The organism is Muriventricola aceti, assembly GCF_025567565.1.
Taxonomy (GTDB): domain Bacteria; phylum Bacillota; class Clostridia; order Oscillospirales; family Oscillospiraceae; genus Lawsonibacter; species Lawsonibacter aceti.
The window spans coordinates 64,185-83,314 of record NZ_JAOQKF010000007.1 but is presented as its reverse complement, the minus strand read 5'-3'; the positions used below and the strand labels follow the sequence as shown (position 1 = coordinate 83,314).

Below are 19,130 nucleotides of genomic sequence, written 5' to 3'. Positions count from 1 at the left end.
CTGGAGCACGTTTCCGGTGTCGGTATGTGTGTGGGGGGAACCTGACCGGTCAGGTGCGGCTTGCCTTATCCCTACTTCCAGATGCTGTATTGCGAGGTCATGACTATGAAAACCAGTAAACCGCTGTCCCTGCTGCTTTCTCTCCTCACCGCCCTGGCGGTTCTTAGCGGCTCCATCGCCGCCCCTCTGCTATGCCGCCCATTTTACTACGCGCATATCGACGCACTGGGGCTGGTGGAGTATACTGGCCTGACCAGGGAGCAGATCACAGAGGCGTTTGACCAGATGATGGACTACTGCCTGGGCCAGCGTCCGAACTTTGCCGCCGGCGTGCTCCCCTTTTCAGCCTCCGGGGCCAGCCATTTTGCCGATGTGAGGGGGCTGTTCCTCCTGGACCTGTGGGTACTTGTACTGTCCCTGGCCGGACTTGTGGTCCTGTTTTTCTGGTGCAGGAGAAAAAAGGCTCGCCCCCATTGTTTTCTTGGACGAGGTCCCGGATTCTGGGCCGCGTCCGCGCTGGGTGCTATCTTCCTGGTGGTGGGCGGACTGGCGGCCTTGGACTTTGACCGGGCCTTTGTGGTGTTCCATGCCCTGTTTTTCCCAGGAAAAGAGAACTGGCTTTTTAACTGGTGGGAGGACCCGGTTATCCTGATTTTGCCCCAGGAATTTTTCCGGAACTGTGCCGTTTTGGTGCTGACTCTACTGCTAACCTGGTGCGCCGTCCTGATTGGGGCGGACCTGTGGGCCGCCAGTATACGGAAGAAGCGGCGAGAGGAAGTGAGTAGGCAGGGAGGTTGTTCTGGCTGTCAAGGATAAAAAGGCGGTGTGTTCTTTATCAGAACACACCGCCTTTTATCTTCGGTCCTAGGGCTGTACCGAAAACCCCAATTTTTTATTTCGCCCGGAAGGCGAAAAAGCGTTGACCAAAGTAATTCAGAATCACAAACAGACCGGAGCCGGCTAGTAGGGTAAGGTTACCTTCCCATTGTGGGCTAAGACCCATACCGGCCAGCAGCCAGCCCATGAGAGGCTGGGCTAGACCGTAGGCCAGCAACCAGCAGACGGTGATATTGAGCGCGAATCGAAGGACGACCCCAGCCCCTTTCTCCTGGTTGCGGAAGGTGAAGTGCTTATTCAAAAAGAAGCTGACTACGCTGCCTACAATATAGTTAGCGGCGGAGGAGACCCACTCGCCCACCTCGCCCCAGGTGTAGAGTCCCGCTAGGTTGTAGAGCCCGAACATGACGCCATAGCCGACCAGGGTATTGACAATCCCCACCAGGATGAAACGGAAGAAGGTGGGATCAAATATCTTTTTTAGCAGTTCCTTCATCCCGGTCCCCCTCGCATCGTTCGGCCACGATATACCGTGGCCGGTCCTTGATTTCCTCATAGATTTTGGCGATGTAATAGCCGATGACGCCCAGACAGATCATCAGGATGCTGCCGATGAACAGCTGGAGCAAAATGATGGTGGTAAAGCCCTCCAGCGCGTTGCCAGAGGCCCACTGCCATAGAGAGTGGATGCCCAGCGCCACCGAGCAGAGAAAGACCACTACGCCCAGCAGGGTGACCAGTTGAAGGGGGGCGGCGGAGAAGGAGGTGATGTTGGTGATGGCGTATCGGACCAGGCTGCGGATGGACCACTTGGACTCGCCCTCCAACCGAGGCTGTACCTCAAACTCCACTTGGGTGGTCTGAAAGCCGATCCAGGAGGAGAGGGCACGGAAAAAGGCATTTTTCTCCCGCATAGCGAGCAGGGTATCCACCGCTCGGCGGTCCAACAGCTTGAAGTCGGAGGCACGGGACATATCAATGCCCGTAGCCCGGCTGATGATGGAGTAAAAGCTTTTAGCCGCAAAGGTATGCAAGGGGTTTTCCTTGCCGCGACTGGCCTTGACCCCCTCCACAACCTGGTAGCCCTCCTGCCACAGGCGGTACATCTCCACCGCCTTCTCTGGCGGGTGCTGCAGATCACAGTCCATGACTAAAGTGCAGTCTCCACGGGCCTGGGCCAAACCGGCGAAGATGGCGGCCTCTTTGCCGAAATTCCGGGAGAAGCGGACCCCACGGACCTGGGGATGGCGGCCCGCCTGTTCCTGAATGACGGTCCAGGTGCGGTCCCGGGAGCCGTCGTCCACGAATACTAACTCATGGGGGATGTCCGCATCTATCAGGATGGCGGTAATGGTGTCCGCCGCCCGTGGGATAGAGGCCTCCTCGTTGTAGGAGGGCAGAACGACGGACAGCAGGCCGGATCTTAGGGTGTCTTCCATTTGCTTATCTCCTGTTCTCATAAGCGATCTCGAAGTCAGATTTTGGGGTGTACTCCTCCTGGAGCTTCACAACCACTCGGCCGCCCACCATCTGGACGCTGCCCTGGGCGGGGTAGAGGGGCATGGACTGGAACTCCGGAGAAGCGGCCACAGCGATCATGGTGTCCTCGTCAGGTTCCGCCACGGGAATGTTGAGCCAGTCGTTCAGGTAGTAGTAGATGTGCTTGTTCAGGGGGGCCACTGTATCACGGGGGACACTGTAATGGTCCACCTGATCGTAGATGTCAATCTGGGCCGTCAGCTGATCTTCCGGGATAGCGCCCACGATAGCGACCTCCATCCCCGGCTCATAGCCGGGGCAGGCCTCCACACGGGCAAAAAGCCGGGTGAGATAGCTCTCTGTAGCCCGGTGGGCCTGGGCGGAGGCGGTGTACAGCAGATTGTTGGTATTCAGGCAGAACACCAGCAGAAGCACTCCCCACAGGACAGCGGCGGGAGGGACCCAGGCCCCAGGACCGGCGGAGGCCCCTTGACTGTCCAACAGCCCGACGGCCAGGAGGACCAGAAGATAGACAGATACAAAGGCGTATTTCATTAGGGGAGTAGGGACAGACCATGGGCTGAGGATCTGGCCAAAGTCCATGCCCAGAGGCAGGAGGGCGACCATAGACAGGGCGGTCAGGGGCCGCCACCTATCCCGATAAAGCCCCTTTTTCCCCAGGTGGAGGAGAAAGCAGGCTCCCCCCAAAGCCAGAGCGGCCAGATCCAGAATGACCATCCACAAATCAGCGAAGCCGTTGGCGGAGCCGGGAAGAAAAAAGAAGGACACCACCTGTTTATAGGAATCCAGGATAAGCCGGGGAAGCTGATCGAAGGGATAGCCGGAACTGGCGGCGTCCATTCCCAGATAGGATAACAGCTCCAGGCCCTTGAACTGTAGGAACAGCAGAAGGACACCGTAGTACAGCAGGGCGCCGGCAGCCAAATAGGCCATCAGCCGGAGACCTAGGCGGAGGGTGGATTGGAAGGTGAACTCAGGGTCCAGAGCAGCCCGAAACACTGCCAGTAGGGACAGAGAGATGGCCACAGTCACATAGGCCTGATAAGTCCCCATGGACAGAGCGAGAGCCACCACTCCAGCCGCCCAACTCAGAAGGGTTCCCCGCCTAGCCAGCCAGACGGACAGCACCGCGAGCAAAATAGCCAGACAGTAGGCGGAAGCGGTAAACAGGTATAAAAAGGTGTATCCCATCACTGGGAAAGCAGCCATCACCGCACCGGCTAGCCCAGCGAGTACCCGGCTGTCCAGCCGAAGCAGACTGACGGTCAGGGCGGCGGCGGTTCCCAGGAGGAGCAGGGACAGCAGGCCGATGGCCGCCGGCATCTGGGTGTAACTGTTGAGAGCGGAGGCGTAATGGAGAAACCAGCGGCCGGAGATAGTCATCTGTTGAAGATCATGGACCCGGCTCAAGCCGTCAGAGTTGGGGATGAGGTTGGTGAAGGCGTACAAATGGACTAAAAGGCCTGTGATCAGGCAGCTGAAAAAGGCGGTCCGCTGGGCGGGAGCGATCCGGCGCCACAGACCGGCGCCCCGTTGGTCAATGGTCATAAGTTCCCTCCTATGTAGGGGCCAGTGTACATAAAATCTCATTCCACATTATAGGCCGTTTTGCGGGATATTGCAAGGGAGAGGAAAAAAGTAGAGGAGAAATTTGGCGGGCCCAATGGACGTATAAACAGTATCACCTTACAGCGGATGGCCAAACAGTGCACGGAAGGAGGATTGGGAAAGAAAACAGGTCCCGGACCATAAGGTCAGGACCTGTTTGGTGTTATGGGAGGACTATCCCTGGCATTCTAGGGCCCAGATTCGCTTGTCCCGCCGGAAGAGCAGGCAGGTGGCCACACCCAGAAAGCCCATGGCCAGGAACAGCCCGGCGGCGCCGGCGCCCTTTCCGGTCCCAAAGAGGGCAGCCCAGAGACTATCTGGACCAAGAGCGGCGGCGAGAGGCTCAAACACCTGATCTACCAGAAAGCCGCCCAGCAGATAACCCACCGGAATGGTGAAGAACTGAAAGGAGTTGCGGGCGGCGTATACCCGCCCCTGGATGTCCACAGGGATCCTGGATCGGAATAGGGCGTCCAGATTGGCGTTCATGATGGGAATACCCACCCAGCCGAGGGCGGCGCCCACACACCACAGAGAAAGATCACGCCCCAGGGCGAGAATAAAATTTTCTGTGGACATTGCCAACAGCAGGGTATTGCAGATGACACGCACCCGGCTTTTTGGGGCCGGTAGGAGGGAAGCGGCTATGCTGCCCCCAAGCATGGCCACACCGCTGACGCTCTGGACCAAGCCCAGGACGTTTTCGCCACCCCAAGGACGAGTAAGGGCCAGGGCAGGCAGGGCCGCGTTGAACATGGAGGCCGTCAGGTTGATGGCGGCCAAAAAGAGAATCAGATCTAAAATACCTCGGTTCTCACCGAGATAGCGGAGACCGGCCTGGGTGGAGCGTAGAAGGCTCTCCGTCCGCTCCGGCTTTGGTCCCTGCGGAATGGGGATGAATAGCAGCAGGGAGCAGAAGGCCAGCAGAAAGGTAGCCAAGTCAAAGAGAATGACCCACTCCAGTCCCAGCAGGGTGTATAGGGCAGTGCCCAGGGCGGGAGCCAGCATATTGTTCAGCGAGTAGGACAGAGAACGAAGGCCGCTGACCCGTTGGTAGTGCTTCTCCGGTGTCAGCAGAGTGACCGCCACGTCAGCGGCAGGCTGCTGAACTGTGTTCATCAGGCCGGTCAAACCGTTGAGAAGGTATAGATGCCACATATGAAGCTGACCGGATGCCGCCAGCAGAAGCACGGTCGAGGTGCACAGGGCGGCAAAGGTGTCGCAACAGAGCATGGTAGCCTTCTTATTCCAACGGTCGCTAAGAGCACCTGCGAAGATGCTCACCAGCACATATGGGGCATAGGAGCATACGGAGAGCAGGGCTGTGGTCAGGGCGGAGCCCCGATCCTGATACGACCAGAGCACAAGGGCGAAACTGGTCATGGAGCTGCCCAGAGTGGACAGCAACTGGGTGAACCAAAGGATCAGAAAGGACTTCAGCTCACCAATAAAAGAAAAGACAGATGACATGGGACTTTGCTCCTTTTTTGTTTTATAGGGATAAAACAGGCACAAAGTCCGGCAGGGGCGGTAAGGAATGAGAAAATACACGCTCCACGCAAATCCGCCCGGTCAGACTTTGCGCGGAGCCGCTCCAATGGCAAGCTTCATGGTGCTGTCCTCCTAAGATGCCCATATTCGGGCAAGCTCGCCGTAGCATCACCGGCGGCAGGGACAATGATACCACGGAATAGGGCGAGAAACAAGGGGCGGCCTTACGGCAGCCACGGAGGGTGTTGTCAGAGCTTGCACTGGCGTTAAGGTCAGCCATGGACCTCCGGCAGGGCACGGTCCCACTCCTTTTGGAACTCGGTCATCATACCCCAATACCGCTTAGGCATCTGGGTCATGCGGCACCTGGGATTTTCCCGTCCCCGGATGGAGATCGCATCATAGAAGGATCTCCACAGGCGGCGGTAGGCCAGCTCGCTCTCGCCGGCCGGTCCAGGATGAAAATCTTCCACTGGCAGGATGGCCCACTGGTTCGGCTGGTGGAACAGCGCCTCGCCATGAGTGCGGTCGTGGAGGACGAATCGCTCCTGGGGATATCGAGAGCAGAAATGGGGACGAAGTAGGGGGAGGACCCGGTTCTTGGGCTCAATCTCTCCGACCAGCACGCCGCCCTGGTCGGAAAAGCGGACAAAGCCAGTGTATAGGTGCGCCTCGTTGTTCAGTTGCTGGACCGCTTTCCGTACCTTGTCCACAGTCGGGTCGGTCAGATCCCGGACAAAGGCCGGGCCCCGCTCATAGCCCAGGCGGATAAGCCTCCAGAGCCACAGCTCCTTCTCCGGCAGACAAGTGAGAAATCCGCGAGCGGCCAGTTCCCGCCCCTCATGCCCCAGCTTGGGGGAGAAGGAGCGGTATACACGCTGGGCGTGCTCCTCCACGGTGATAATGGTTCTCTGGGGGTACAGAGAGCAGCAGGGGTCCTCCGGTGTGCGGAACTCAACTGGTTCTTCCTGATTGACATATGTTTCAAAAACACAGGTGAGAAAACCAGAAAAGGTGCCGTCATAGTGGCAGCATACTTGGGTCCAAGGCATGAGATCACCTCCTGAATAGTATGGAGTAGCCCGCTTCAAACAGCTTGGTCGAACAGAGACAGCTGCTCGCCCATGGGAGAGGTCTGAGCGGGGGACTCCAAAGCGAGCAGGTGGCGCAGCAGGCCGTCCTCGCTGACCCGCAGTCCCTCCAGGCAACGACCGGAACAGGTGAGGAAGTACTGGGCTCGTTTCAGTACCACGCCCAACCTCTTTAGACCCTCAAAGGTCAGTGGACCCACCCGTCGGGCGGTGAGGATACGCCGGGCGCTTGTTACCCCGATACCTGGCACCCGGAGAAGGGCCTCGTAGTCGGCCCGGTTCACCTCTACCGGAAAAAATTGCAGATGCCGCAGCGCCCAGCAGCACTTGGGGTCCATCCTGGGATCCAGATTAGGCTGGCTCTCATCCAGCAGCTCCTCTGCCCGGAAGTGGTAGAAGCGGAGCAGCCAGTCCGCCTGGTACAGCCGGTGCTCCCGTAGGAGCGGGGGCTTAAAGTCCTGGGAAGAGGGGAGGAGAGGGCTGGTGGATACGGGCATATAGGCGGAAAAAAAGACCCGCTTTAGACAATATCGGTCATAAAGTCCTTGGGTGAGGGCGAGAATGTGACGGTCGCTTTCTGGAGTGGCCCCTATAATCATCTGGGTGGACTGTCCCGCGGGAGCGAAGCGGGGGGTATGGCGGTATAGTTTCAACTCCTGCTTGGATAGGGAGATGCCATCCCGGATCTGCTTCATTGGGGCCAAAAGGGCCTCCTTTTTCTTGTCCGGTGCCAAAAGGGCCAAACTTTTGGCACTGGGCAATTCGATATTGACGCTCAACCGGTCGGCGAGCAGGCCCAGTTGGTGGGTGAGGAGGGGATCGGCCCCCGGAATGGCCTTAGCGTGGATATAGCCCCCAAAGCGGTACTCTGTCCGCAGCAGGTGGAGAGTCTGAATCATCAATTCGGTGGTATAATCCGGATTCCGAATCACAGCTGAGGAGAGGAACAGACCTTCGATGTAGTTCCGGCGGTAGAAGCCCATGGTGAGATCACACAGCTCTCTAGGGGAGAATGCGGCACGCCGGACGTCGTTAGTCCGTCGGTTGATACAGTACAGGCAGTCGTAGATACAGATGTTGGTCATCAGCACCTTCAAAAGAGAGACGCAGCGCCCGTCGGCGGAGAAGGTGTGGCAGCAGCCGGTCATGGAGGCGCTTCCGATGGTTCCGGAGCGTCCTGCACGGTCCAGTCCACTGGAGGTGCAGGCAGCGTCATATTTCGCAGCGTCTGCCAGGATATTCAGCTTGTCTAGCAGTTCCATGGTGTTCGCCTCCAACACAAATATAGAACATTTGTACTATACAATTATAGTAAGAAGGAGCGAGATGTCAAGAGGAAAAATCTTTCTACCTTGGACATTTCGTGAGATGCCACTGTTTTGCGCATTGACCTATGTATTCTGAAACGGGGAAGAATTTATGCTTTCATTGACTTTATTATGAAAGTCAGCTATAATAAATCCATAAAAATGGAGTGCTCCTGTTGAAAAAATACAAGGAGGATGGGGAATGGAAGAGTTGTTGGAGCAGTTACTGGAGGATTGCCGGCCCTATACCCAGCAGGGAAAGGTGGCCACTTATATCCCGGAGCTGGCGAAGGGAGATGCCAATGACCTGGGGATTTATGTGCTCCGCAGCGACGGGCGGCACTATCAGGCGGGGGACTACAAGAAGCGATTTACCATCCAGAGCGTGGTCAAGCCTATCCTCCTGCTGCTGGCGCTGATGGACAACGGGGAGGAGTACGTCCGATCCCGGGTGGGCGTAGAGGCCACGGGCAAGCCCTTTGACGCCATCAATGTCACGGACCAGACCTTGTTCAGCGACCACTTGAACCCCATGGTCAATATGGGCGCCATCGCCATGTGTACTCTGATTAAGGGAAAGGACTATGAGGAGCGATTCCGGCGCCTGCTGGACCTGACCAGGCAGCTGGCCGGAGACCAGGAGATCGATCTGGATCAGCAGGTCTACCTGTCGGAAAAGCGGACGGGAAATAAAAACCGGGCACTGGCCTTTCTGCTGAAGACCTATGGCATGATCGAGGACGATGTGGAACAGGTGCTGGACTGCTATTTCAAAGCCTGTTCCATCTCGGTGAACAGCAAGGACTTGGCCCACATCGGTTTTGTGCTGGCCAACCGTGGGAAGCTGCCTCAGACAGAGGAGCGGATCTTCCCCAGCCGGTATGCCACCTATGTCAACGCCATTTTGATGACCTGTGGGATGTACGACGGCTCAGGAGATTTCGCGGTCAATGTAGGCGTGCCGGCCAAAAGTGGAGTGGGAGGCGGCATTATGGCTGTGGTGCCCACCAGAATGGGAATCGGTATCTTTTCCCCTGGGCTGGATGGAAAGGGAAACAGCCTGGCAGGTATTAAGGTGTTGGAGGAGTTGTCTAAGCGGATGTATCTAAGTATTTTCTGATAAGGAAGGGGGAGCGATTGAGTTTGCGGATGCTCCCGGCCAAAAGGGAAGAAAAAAGCGGCGCCCGGTACAAAGTACCGGGCGCCGTTCTGCTTATCTGAAATATACCAGGGGATCCTCAGGGCGCTCCGCCTTCTCCACAGACTGGGCGTAAAGGACCACGCCCTCTCCATCGTAGACGTCGGCGCGCTCCCACCGGATCTCAGCGGTGACCTTGACCCACTCTCCCTTTTTCAGGGAGCGGGCTCTGTCATACTTACAGAGGAAACCGAAAAAGCGGATATCCTCGGCACAGCAGGTCATGGCGTTGCGGCCGGGGACGAAGGTACCACGGGGCAGCTTGGAGCCGGTCATGGCCTGGGTTTTCATGGTGATGGTCTTGCCCACATACCGGTCAGGGTGCTCCTGGATATCCAGGTACCAGATGCCGTAATCCGGGTCCTCCAAGGTGATGTGGTCCTCCTCCAGGGAGTAGGGGAGGATATCCTCCACCTCTAACTCCTCCCCCTTCTCGTCCTCAAAGACGATCTCGCACATACGGTTCACCGCCCGGATGGACCGCTTCCAGCCGGCCATGGGCATATCGGGAGTGCAGCGGTTGAAAAGGACCATATCCGCCTCAGTCACCATGTCGATGAACATGGACTGCATATTGGCCAGATACATCTCAAAGGTGGTGCCGTCCACCACATGGATGGCCTGGTACAGCCCCCAGGTCTTGGGCAGCTTCAGCTTGCGCAGAAGGTCCACCGGCCACATCCCATTGAACTCCATCAGGACCCGTTCCGGCTGATAGCGCCGGTCCACTTCCTTTAGAAATTCGGTGTTGAGCTGCTCCTGCCCCTCGATGGGGACCAGGCGACAGTTGCGCTGGGAGAGAAACTGGGGGTCGTACTCCTCCTCGCCGTCCTCGCACATGAGGAGGACGGTGCGCTGACCGTCGTTAAAGTAATCCATATTCAGTGTGTCGGTAAGAAGGGTGGTTTTGCCGGCGTCCAAAAAGCCGGTGATAAGATACAGGGGGATCCTACTATCGGGCATGATCTTCACCTCGTGGTATGATATGGATGGGCGGCCATGGGCCGCCCATCTAGCAAATTAGGCCAGCAGGAACAGCTTTTCCAGCTGGTCCTCCTTCAGCTCGGAGCCGATGACACACAGCCGGCCGGTATAGTCGGCGCCACCCTCACGGATTTGGAACTCCTCAGGCACCAAGTCGAAATGGAGCCAGGTCTGCCCGTCGTCACAGGGCACCATGCCCTTGGCCCGGAGGATATAGCCGTAATCCTCGCCCATAGCCAGGGCGGACAGGGCCTCCTGCAGCTCCTCACGACTATATTTCCGGGGTGTTTCCCGGCCCCAGGAGGTAAAGATCTCGTCGGCGTCGTGGTGGTGATGGTGGTCTGCGCCACAGGCCATACAGGTGTCACAGGCGGTGTCGTCACAGATGTGGTCGTGGTGGTGTTCATGCCCATGCTCATGATGATGCTCGTGTTCATGGGCGTGGTGATGTTCATGCTCGTGGTGGTGATGGTCATGGCAGCCACAGTCACAGTGGTCGTCGTGGTCATGATGCTCGTGTTCGATCTCAGCCATCAGATCTTCCGCCAGAGTGTGGCCACCCTCCATGGCAGCGACGATTTGGCTGCCAGTAAGCTGATCCCAGGGGGTGGTGAGGATGGCCGCCTGGGAATTTTTTTCCCGAAGGAGGTGGACAGCGCCGTTCAGCTTGGCGGGGTCCAACTTTTGGGTCCTGGACAGGATGATGGCGGAGGCGTGTTCTACTTGGTCGTTGAAGAACTCGCCAAAGTTCTTCATATACACCTTGGCCTTGGAGGCATCTACCACAGTGACGAAGCTGTGGAGGTGGAGGCCAGGGGCCTCCTTCTGCACCCGCTCCACGGCAGCGACCACGTCAGACAGCTTTCCCACCCCAGAGGGCTCGATCACGATGCGGTCAGGGGAATAATCGGTCAGCACCTGCTTCAGAGCGGCGCCGAAATCGCCTACCAGGGAGCAGCAGATACAGCCGGAGTTCATCTCCGTGATCTCCACACCGGCGTCTTTCAAAAAGCCGCCGTCGATCCCAATCTCACCGAACTCATTTTCGATGAGGACGATCTTCTCGCCCTGAAAGGCCTCATCCAGCAGCTTCTTGATGAGCGTGGTCTTACCAGCGCCCAAAAACCCGGAGATAATATCGATTTTTGTCATAACAGTCATATCCTTTCACAGAGAAATATTGATGGCCTGGGGCCCTCTGTTTGGGGGCCTAAGGAGGGGTACAGCGGGAATGCCGGTCAATCCCAGAGCAGTCCGATGCCCTCCATAATCTGATACAGCATCCCGGCAGCCACCTGGCGGGTCCCCAGATCGGCGGGGGCCAGATCGCCCACCAGCGCGTCCAGGGAGGCCAGATTTCGGGCGGGTGCCTGAGCCCACGGAGCGTATTCGTAGTAGGTTGCCCAGTCGGCGGCGGACACCTCCTGTTGGCTGAGATCGTATATATTCATATTGGCCCAAGCGGCCACGGCGGAGAGAATGGTCACCATCTCCTGATAGGTGATGGTGCTGTCCGGGCGGAAGGTGCCATCACCGTAGCCGGAGATAAACCCCATATCGGCCATGGCGGAGATGCCGTCAGCATACCAGGACTGGGCACTCACATCAGAGAACTGGTCCAGCACACTGTGGTCGGCGGGGAGTGCCAGGGCAGTGGCCGCCATAGTGCAGAACTCAGCCCTGGTGACAGTGTTGTCCGGGCGGAAGGTGCCGTCCTCATAGCCGCCCAGCAACTGATAGGTGGCCAGCGTGCGGATCTCCCGCTCAAACTCGCTCCCTTCCAAGTCGGAGAAGGAACGGGCGGTAAAGTCCAACTGCTTCTCCCGTGCCAGGTCGGCGGGGGATACCTCAGTCCAGGTCCGGGTGCCGGCGCCTTGATACAGAAGGGCGGAAGGGGGCAGAGCCTCCAGCAGCTCGGTAAAGGCAGCCTTGTTGTCTGCATTGAGCGCCTCACTGATCTTCAGATAGAAGGTCTGGCCGGCCAGAGACAGCTTCAGATGGCCGGAGGCGCGACTGGGTTCCTCCTGGCCCAACAGGAGAGCGGCGGCAGGGGCGTTTTCAGCGGAGATGACCAGGGTAGGAAGGACGCCTACGATATGGTTGGTGGTGCCGTCGGGGGAGAAGAAGCGGAGGGTGGTGATCTTCAGGCAGTCCCCATCAAAAATACCGGTAGTGTTGCTCTCGTCATAGATGTTCTGGGCAATCCCCTTGCCGAAGGTGCGCTGACCCAGGGCAATCCCCGCCTCATAGTCTCGGATTGCGGCGGCGAAGAGCTCGGAGCCGCTGGCGGAATGGGGGCTGGTCAGGATGACCAGGGGCTTGTCCGTCAGGTCCTCCACCAGGGGGGAGGTGGCCCGGTAGTAATAGCCGCCGGCGCTGTCACGGAAGTAGACCATGATGGCGCTGCCGATGAACTGGCCAGCAGTGAGCGCGGCGGACTCATCTGTACCGCCGGGGTTGGAGCGCAGATCCATCAGCCAGATGGCGGTCTGGTTGTCCAGTTCCTCAATGGCAGCCTGGACCACAGAGGCGGTGCTGGCGCCAAAGCTGGTGCAGTCGATGACTGCCACCCCATCCACCAGATCATAGGTGACGATAGGGATGAGGACCGAGCGGCGCTCCATCGTGTAATCCCGCCGTTGCCCATCTGACTGACTGATGACAGTGATGGTGACCGTAGTGCCCTCCTGGCCGCTGATCATAGTGCGGGGATCGACCCCGGCGGCGGTAGCTACGCCGTCTACGGCAATGATGCGGTCCCCGGCCTCCAGCCCAGCCTCAAGGGCGGGGGAGTCCGGCAGGATGGACATGATACGGTAGCCGTCGTTATAGGCGTTTTCCACAGAGGTGCCAATTCCGACGACTGTGTCCCCATTGACCGAGGAGAGAAAGGCCTGATATTCCTCGGTGTTCATGTAGACGGTGTAGGGGTCGCCGATGGCCTCTAAAATCTCGTCCAGAGAGTCCAGGGACCAGATCTCATCCGGCAGGGGATCCACATAGTAGGTCTGGAGTAGGGTTTTGGCGTCCTCCAGCTCTAGGGCGGAGGCAGGCAGTGCCGTTAAGGACAGAGCGACCGCCAGGGAAAGAAAGGCAGATAAAAATTTTTTCATGGGTTTCTCCTTCAACATAGGGGCCTGTCGTACATCCGCCGGATGCCGCAGTTTGGCATCCGGCGGACAGGGTATAGCAGCTTGAAAATAGAACTTCACCGCATATTCCACATAAAAAATATTATACCTCTTTTTTGTCTCGCTGGCAAGGGGAGAAGGGGGTAAAAGTCCTTCTAGAGAAGCCTTTGGGTTAAGATTCTGGAGCAGGCACCAGATCGGGGCTGATGGAGTGCAGCCCCTGCTGGAGCCCTGCGGCGCTGATCATTCCAGGGGCGTAGAGCTGCAGATTTCCCTGGCTGTCGATAAAATAGGTGTGGGGGAAGCCGGTGACTCCGTAGGTCAGGATGCCCTGATAGTCGATATCGTAATATACAGGGAAGGAATACCCTGTCTCCATGAGAAAAGCCTCCGCCTTTTCTCGCGTCTCCCCCTGCATGGCGTCCCCCACATTGACCATGACAAAATGGATCTCCTGACCGTACTGTTCAAAGGCCGCCTGAAAGTCCGGCATCTCCTCCTTGCAGGGGGGGCAGGTACTGGCCCAGAAGTTCAGCACCACCGGTTTGTCTCCAATCAGGTCGGACAAATCCAATAAATTCCCTTCCGGGGCCTCAAGGGGAAAGGAAGGAGCGGGGACGGGGCTGCTCTCCTGGGAGGAGGAAGCACTGTCCTCTACCGGGGGCAGGCCAGGGGATCTGCCCTGGGAAAGTTTGTTGTACAGCAATCCGGCTCCCGCGAGGAGCAGAACCAGGACGGCGGCCAGAATAAAAGTCTTTTTAGAACGTTTCATAGAATTCCCTCCCTATGCCAAAAAGGTCAGAAGCTGCCCCATGGTGCCAGTGGCCATCATTATACCAACCAAGACGAGGAGCAGGCCGGACAGTTTTGTAATAATTCCATAGTGGGCCTTGATCCAGCCGAAGGCGCTCTTTAGGGATTGGATGAGCAGGGCACTGGCCAGAAAAGGGATGCCAAGGCCGGCAGAATAACACAACAAGAGGAGGATACCCTGGAGGGCCGAGCCCTGCTGGGAGGCCAGCATAAGGGCGGAGCCTAGAAAGGCACCTACACAGGGAGTCCAGCCCACCGCGAAAATGAGCCCGAAGAGCAGAGCGGAGAGAAAGCCCATCTCATGGGTCTGGCTGAATCCCCGAGTACCCTTGAAGATATTAAGATTGAACAGACCAAGAAAGTTCAAACCAAAGAGAATGACCAGCAGGCCGCTGACGAGATTGACGGCCGTCTGGTATTGCCGAAGCAGGGCGCCGATGGAGCCAGCAAAAGCCCCCATAGCCACGAAAACTATGGTGAAGCCCAGGACGAAGCCGACGGCGTTTTTTAGTACCGTGCCCTGACTCTCATCTGGGTTGCCCCCGGCGAAATAGGATAGGTAGATGGGCAGCATAGGCAATAGACATGGGGAGATGAAGGTGATAATACCCTCCAAAAAGGTGATGAAATAGGTCATAGGGCCCTCCTATTATTTTATATAGATATATCGGCTTCAGGGATTAAGGGTAAAGCATGGAACACAGGCTGTCAAGGCGGAGATATTGCCTTTAATATACTAAGAGATGGAGAGGCAGTTCTGTGACCGAGTTACAAGGACTCTTGTTTTTTTCAGAGAAAACAGCTATCATAGAGTCAAAAGAAAAGGAGGGGTGCCCATGACTGGATACTGTTTGGAAGAACTGGCGTTTTGGGATAAGCTCTCTGACCAGGAGCGGGAGCGGGTAAGGGCAGCCGCCTATGAGGCGGATTATGAGCCGGGGCAGATGATCTGGTCTGGGGAGCGGGACTGTCTGGGATTGCTGTTGATCCGATCAGGCGTCGTGCGGCTGTTCCTCTTGTCCGAGGATGGGCGGGAAGCTACTATCTCTCGTATTTCCGGGGGGCAAGTCTGTATCATGACGGCCTCCTGTACTATGTCTGTGTCCTCCTTCAATGTCCAGGTCCAGGCCGAGGGCAGGGTGGAGGCGGTGGTCATTCCTGCGGTGTGTCTGTCAACGCTGGTGCGGGATAACCTGTATGTGGAAAATTTCCTGTACCGGGGTGCCACCCAGCATTTTTCCCAGGTGCTCACTGCTGTGGAGCAGATGCTGTTCCGCACATTGGAGCAGCGGCTGGCGGCCTACTTGCTGGAGGAGTGTGAGCGGCTGGGGACCGATACCTTGAAGGTTACCCAGGAGCAGATGGCCCAGGCCATTGGTAGCGCCCGGGAGGCGGTGACCCGAACGCTGAAGAAGCTGGCCGCCTCCGGGGCTGTGGAATTGTTTCGGGGTGGTGTAAAGCTGACAGATAAGAATGATCTGGAGCGCAGACTGTGAAGAAAAGGAGCGCCGGGTAGGTTCCTGGCGCTCCTTCATATATCATGATCAATATTTGTCCCACCTCGTGTATTTGAATCTCCGTAGAATGAAAGCGGCTTTGGTCCGCTGAAACTGGAGCCCAGCACGATGGGGCGGCGCAGGCTCATTTCCGCCGAGCATTTTAAACATCTCAGGTATCTATAAAAATAACCACACCGTTAGGTGTGGTTATTTTTATGGAGGTGCCACCCAGATTTGAACTGGGGAGTGGAGCTTTTGCAGAGCTCTGCCTTACCACTTGGCTATGGCACCTTATTTAAAGATGGAGCAAAGAGGTCTTTGCTCCATCTAACTGGAGCGAGTGACGAGGCTCGAACTCGCTACCTCCACCTTGGCAAGGTGGCGCTCTACCAGATGAGCTACACTCGCGTTTTGAATCCCCCGCAAAGTTTCCTATGCGGGGGATGGTGCCTCCGGTCGGAATCGAACCAACGACACGAGGATTTTCAGTCCTCTGCTCTACCAACTGAGCTACAGAGGCAAATGGCGACTCGGAAGGGACTTGAACCCTCGACCTCCGGCGTGACAGGCCGGCGTTCTAACCAACTGAACTACCGAGCCAGGTAGTCCGAAGAAATGGACCATCAGGAAAAAGTGGTGGGAACAACAGGGCTCGAACCTGTGACCCCATGCTTGTAAGGCATGTGCTCTACCAGCTGAGCTATGCTCCCCACTGTGCTCGCTCTTGCGACGGCTTGCTTATTATACTAAACTGTTTCCCGCTTGTCAACAGGGAAATGCAAAATTTTGGCGTAAAAATTTTCGGGTCCATTTTTTTACGCTCTGGGCAAAATAAACCGTCTTTTCTGATGCAGATCTGAGAGCCTTGACAGGCCAGGAGCATGACAGCTATAATGATAAAACGATAGAGTTAAATCGAGAGCCGGCGTTCCAGTCCGGCATATCGTGAGGAGGTTCCAGGAAATGAGCAGCCAAGTGAAGCGCATCGGCGTACTGACCAGCGGCGGCGATGCCCCTGGCATGAACGCCGCGGTCCGTGGAGTGGTCCGCACCGCTGTGAACCAGGGGATTGAGTGTGTTGGCATTCGCCGGGGCTGGAGCGGCCTGATCAACAGCGACTTTGTGCAGTTGAGCGGTTCCAGTGTCAGCCATATTATTGACAAGGGCGGAACTATGCTCTATACGGCCCGCAGTCTGGAGTTTATGCAGCATGAGGGCCGGGAGAAAGCCATCGCCACCTGCAAGCTGTTGGGGTTGGACGGCATTGTAGCCATCGGAGGGGACGGTACCTTCCGAGGGGCACTGGCCCTGTCACGGCAGATAGCGGAATCTGGCCACAAGCTGGAGGTGGTGGGCATCCCTGCTACCATCGACAACGATATCGGCTGTTCCCACTATACCATTGGATTTGATACTGCCTGTAACACCGCCATCGAGTGTATCGATAAGCTGCGGGATACCATGCAGTCCCATGAGCGTTGCTCTGTGGTAGAGGTCATGGGCCGCCACGCCGGTTACCTGGCGCTCTATGTAGGCATCGCTGTGGGCGCTACCGCTGTCCTGATTCCCGAACGGACGGTAGATTTTGAGCGGGATGTAGTAGAGAAAATCCGCAGGGCGCGTCTGGCTGGCTCCACCCACTACATGGTGGTGGTAGCCGAAGGGGCGGGCAGCGCTATTGAGATCGGCAAACGCATCCATGAGGAGGTGGGGATCGATCCCCGTGTCACAGTGCTGGGGCACATCCAGCGGGGCGGCTCACCTTCCGCACGGGACCGGGAGACTGCCAGCCGCATGGGATACGAGGCAGTCATGGCGCTGGCCCAGGGACGTGGGAACCGGATTATCGCCACCCGGGACGGCCGTATCGTGGACCTGGATATGGAGGAGGCCCTGGCGATGACCAAAGAGTTTGATATGGACCGCTACGATGTGCTGGAGGCCCTGACCAACATCGGAAACTAAACTGCGGCGGAGAAAAGGCCTCGGAGCGGTCGGCTTCCGGGGCCTTTTTCCTTGTGTGATAGACGGAAATTTAGTATAATAAATGAGAGAGAATCTTCGGGCAGATCCGGGGAGGGGAGGAAAGATCGATGAAAATCGTAGTCGTAGACGGCCAGGGGGGCCGCCTGGGCAAGCTGCTAGTGGAGGGGGTCAAGTCCCGCGTCCCCCAGGCGGAAGTATATGCCTTGGGGACCAACAGTATCGCCACCTCTACCATGCTAAAGGCAGGGGCGGACCACGGCGCCACGGGAGAGAATCCGGTCCTGCGGGGCGTAGAGGACGCGGACGCGATTCTGGGCCCAGTAGGCATCGTGGTGGCAAACGCCATCCTGGGGGAAGTGACTCCGGCTATGGCACAGGCCGTGGGCAGTTGTAGGGCAAAGAAGTTCCTGGTCCCCATGAACAGCTGCGGGGTCCTGGTGGCCGGGGTGAGGGAACAGGCGCTCCCGGTCTATGTGGCCCAGGCAATCGACCAGATGATGGCGGAATTGGAAGGATGAAGGATGGAACGGCGTGAGATAAGCGGGCTGGAGCCCTCTCTGTTGGGCTACGGCGGGATGCGCTATCCCCTGGATCGAGAGACAAAAAAGATCGACCGGGAAAAGGCGGCAGACTTGATCCGGAGGGCTATGGAGGCGGGCATCAACTATTACGATACCGCCTGGACTTACCACGAGGGAGAGAGCGAATCCTTTTTAGGGCAGGCCCTGAAGGAGTATCCCAGGGAGAGCTACTATCTGGCCACAAAGCTGCCCTGCTGGCTGGTGGACAGTCGGGAGAAGGCGGAGGAGCTCTTTCATACCCAGCTGGAACGGCTGGACAGGGACTATGTGGACTTCTATCTGCTCCACAGCCTGAGCCGCCGTACCTGGACAAAAATGGTGGAACTGAAAATTCCCTCCCTGCTGGAGGAGTACCAGCGCCAGGGAAAAATCAGAAAACTGGGATTTTCCTTTCACGACGACTATGAGGTATTTGAGGAGATACTCCGGTTCCGGCACTGGGACTTTTGTCAGATCCAGCTCAATTACATGGACACAGAGCACCAAGCCGGACTGAAAGGGCTGGAGTTGGCCAGAGGTCTGGGGGTCCCAGTGGTGGTGATGGAGCCGGTGAAGGGCGGCTTGCTGGCCAAGCTGCCGGAGGAGGTGGCCGCTCCGCTCCGAGTGCTGGACCCGGAGGCCTCTGATGCGTCTTGGGCTCTGCGCTGGGTGGCCAGCCGACCCGGCGCAGCTGTTCTGCTCAGTGGAATGACCACTATGGAGCAGCTAGAGGACAACCTGGCCACCCTGGGGCAATTTCAGCCCTTGTGTCCTGAGGAGGAGGCTGGAGTGGATGAGACCACCCTGCTGCTGAAACAGCGGGTAAAGAACGGCTGTACTGGCTGCCGCTACTGCATGCCCTGCCCTGCTGGCGTGGATATCCCTGAGAGCTTCAGGATCTGGAACAGCATGGGGATGTATGAGAACCAGAGATTGACGCGCCGGTCCTGGAAAGGGCTGGGGGAGGGGGCACGTCCCGCCAACTGCGTGGGCTGTGGCCGCTGTGAGGAGCTGTGTCCCCAGCATATCTCTATTCGGCGGGATCTGGTACAGGTTACCGCCCAAGTGGAGGAATTTATTCAAAAGTAAAAAAGCTGCCGGTCTTTCTTCTGAAAGGACCGGTAG

The 19,130-nt window shown here is 57.5% G+C and carries 17 protein-coding genes and 5 tRNA genes; 6 read left to right on the top strand and 16 right to left on the bottom strand.

Annotated elements, in window-relative coordinates:
• The first annotated feature begins 105 nt into the window (after positions 1 to 105).
• The gene (locus OCV64_RS09040) at positions 106 to 816 is read left to right on the top strand and encodes a TIGR01906 family membrane protein (protein ID WP_262669843.1); all 711 of its coding nucleotides are present in this window, start codon (positions 106 to 108) and stop codon (positions 814 to 816) included.
• Positions 817 to 892: 76 nt separating this feature from the next.
• Here the strand turns inward: OCV64_RS09040 and OCV64_RS09035 are convergent, their stop codons facing one another.
• The 6 genes from OCV64_RS09035 to OCV64_RS09010 form a co-directional block, all read right to left on the bottom strand.
• On the bottom strand, positions 893 to 1,333 hold the full coding sequence (locus tag OCV64_RS09035) for a GtrA family protein (protein WP_147572150.1): 441 nt from the start codon (positions 1,331 to 1,333) through the stop codon (positions 893 to 895).
• Positions 1,305 to 2,276 (bottom strand): glycosyltransferase family 2 protein, encoded by a 972-nt coding sequence (locus OCV64_RS09030; RefSeq protein WP_262669842.1) that lies wholly within the window; start codon positions 2,274 to 2,276, stop codon positions 1,305 to 1,307. Before OCV64_RS09030 ends, OCV64_RS09035 begins: the two co-directional genes overlap by 29 nt.
• A gap of 4 nt (positions 2,277 to 2,280) precedes the next feature.
• A complete protein-coding gene (locus tag OCV64_RS09025) occupies positions 2,281 to 3,885 on the bottom strand; it encodes a glucosyltransferase domain-containing protein (RefSeq protein WP_262669841.1) in 1,605 nt (534 codons plus the stop codon).
• 234 nt (positions 3,886 to 4,119) lie between these two features.
• The gene (locus tag OCV64_RS09020; protein WP_262669840.1) at positions 4,120 to 5,415 is read right to left on the bottom strand and encodes an MFS transporter; all 1,296 of its coding nucleotides are present in this window, start codon (positions 5,413 to 5,415) and stop codon (positions 4,120 to 4,122) included.
• 293 nt (positions 5,416 to 5,708) lie between these two features.
• On the bottom strand, positions 5,709 to 6,488 hold the full coding sequence (locus OCV64_RS09015; protein WP_240287357.1) for a TIGR03915 family putative DNA repair protein: 780 nt from the start codon (positions 6,486 to 6,488) through the stop codon (positions 5,709 to 5,711).
• A 35-nt stretch (positions 6,489 to 6,523) separates the two neighbouring features.
• A complete protein-coding gene (locus tag OCV64_RS09010) occupies positions 6,524 to 7,789 on the bottom strand; it encodes a putative DNA modification/repair radical SAM protein (RefSeq protein ID WP_262669839.1) in 1,266 nt (421 codons plus the stop codon).
• A 247-nt stretch (positions 7,790 to 8,036) separates the two neighbouring features.
• On the opposite strand from OCV64_RS09010, the gene glsA reads away from it, so the two are divergent.
• Positions 8,037 to 8,954, top strand: coding sequence for a glutaminase A (glsA, locus tag OCV64_RS09005; protein ID WP_147572156.1), 918 nt, complete (start codon positions 8,037 to 8,039; stop codon positions 8,952 to 8,954).
• A 93-nt stretch (positions 8,955 to 9,047) separates the two neighbouring features.
• Here glsA and OCV64_RS09000 read toward each other — a convergent pair whose 3' ends face one another.
• The 5 genes from OCV64_RS09000 to OCV64_RS08980 form a co-directional block, all read right to left on the bottom strand.
• Positions 9,048 to 9,995 carry a TIGR03943 family putative permease subunit gene (locus OCV64_RS09000; protein WP_186852092.1) on the bottom strand — a complete coding sequence of 316 codons (948 nt, stop codon included), beginning with the start codon at positions 9,993 to 9,995 and terminating at the stop codon, positions 9,048 to 9,050.
• Between the two features lie 57 nt (positions 9,996 to 10,052).
• Positions 10,053 to 11,168 carry a CobW family GTP-binding protein gene (locus OCV64_RS08995; protein WP_147572158.1) on the bottom strand — a complete coding sequence of 372 codons (1,116 nt, stop codon included), beginning with the start codon at positions 11,166 to 11,168 and terminating at the stop codon, positions 10,053 to 10,055.
• 86 nt (positions 11,169 to 11,254) lie between these two features.
• Entirely contained in the window at positions 11,255 to 13,129 is a 1,875-nt protein-coding gene (locus OCV64_RS08990; RefSeq protein ID WP_262669838.1) for a S41 family peptidase, read from the bottom strand.
• Positions 13,130 to 13,319: 190 nt separating this feature from the next.
• Positions 13,320 to 13,919: a TlpA family protein disulfide reductase gene (locus OCV64_RS08985; RefSeq protein ID WP_240287367.1), complete on the bottom strand. Its 600-nt coding sequence runs from the start codon at positions 13,917 to 13,919 to the stop codon at positions 13,320 to 13,322.
• Positions 13,920 to 13,931: 12 nt separating this feature from the next.
• A complete protein-coding gene (locus tag OCV64_RS08980) occupies positions 13,932 to 14,597 on the bottom strand; it encodes a cytochrome c biogenesis CcdA family protein (protein WP_186852095.1) in 666 nt (221 codons plus the stop codon).
• A gap of 199 nt (positions 14,598 to 14,796) precedes the next feature.
• Between OCV64_RS08980 and OCV64_RS08975 the strand changes: the two genes are divergently transcribed.
• Positions 14,797 to 15,456, top strand: a complete 660-nt coding sequence (locus OCV64_RS08975; RefSeq protein ID WP_240287369.1) for a Crp/Fnr family transcriptional regulator — start codon at positions 14,797 to 14,799, stop codon at positions 15,454 to 15,456.
• A 219-nt stretch (positions 15,457 to 15,675) separates the two neighbouring features.
• Here the strand turns inward: OCV64_RS08975 and OCV64_RS08970 are convergent.
• The 5 genes from OCV64_RS08970 to OCV64_RS08950 all read right to left on the bottom strand — a co-directional run bounded on the left by OCV64_RS08970 (position 15,676) and on the right by OCV64_RS08950 (position 16,169).
• Positions 15,676 to 15,750: transfer RNA gene (locus OCV64_RS08970), tRNA-Cys, on the bottom strand.
• Positions 15,751 to 15,791: 41 nt separating this feature from the next.
• Positions 15,792 to 15,867 (bottom strand) — tRNA-Gly (locus tag OCV64_RS08965).
• A gap of 36 nt (positions 15,868 to 15,903) precedes the next feature.
• Positions 15,904 to 15,979, bottom strand: a tRNA-Phe gene (locus OCV64_RS08960).
• Positions 15,980 to 15,982: 3 nt separating this feature from the next.
• Positions 15,983 to 16,059 (bottom strand) — tRNA-Asp (locus tag OCV64_RS08955).
• 34 nt (positions 16,060 to 16,093) lie between these two features.
• A tRNA-Val gene (locus OCV64_RS08950) sits at positions 16,094 to 16,169 on the bottom strand.
• 253 nt (positions 16,170 to 16,422) lie between these two features.
• Between OCV64_RS08950 and pfkA the strand changes: the two genes are divergently transcribed.
• From pfkA to OCV64_RS08935, 3 genes are all read left to right on the top strand, one after another.
• A complete protein-coding gene (gene pfkA, locus OCV64_RS08945; protein WP_147572163.1) occupies positions 16,423 to 17,424 on the top strand; it encodes a 6-phosphofructokinase in 1,002 nt (333 codons plus the stop codon).
• A 128-nt stretch (positions 17,425 to 17,552) separates the two neighbouring features.
• Positions 17,553 to 17,963 (top strand): DUF3842 family protein, encoded by a 411-nt coding sequence (locus OCV64_RS08940; RefSeq protein WP_147572164.1) that lies wholly within the window; start codon positions 17,553 to 17,555, stop codon positions 17,961 to 17,963.
• 3 nt (positions 17,964 to 17,966) lie between these two features.
• Complete coding sequence (locus OCV64_RS08935; RefSeq protein WP_262669837.1) at positions 17,967 to 19,094, top strand: aldo/keto reductase; 1,128 nt, start codon at positions 17,967 to 17,969, stop codon at positions 19,092 to 19,094.
• The last annotated feature ends 36 nt before the right edge of the window (positions 19,095 to 19,130 follow it).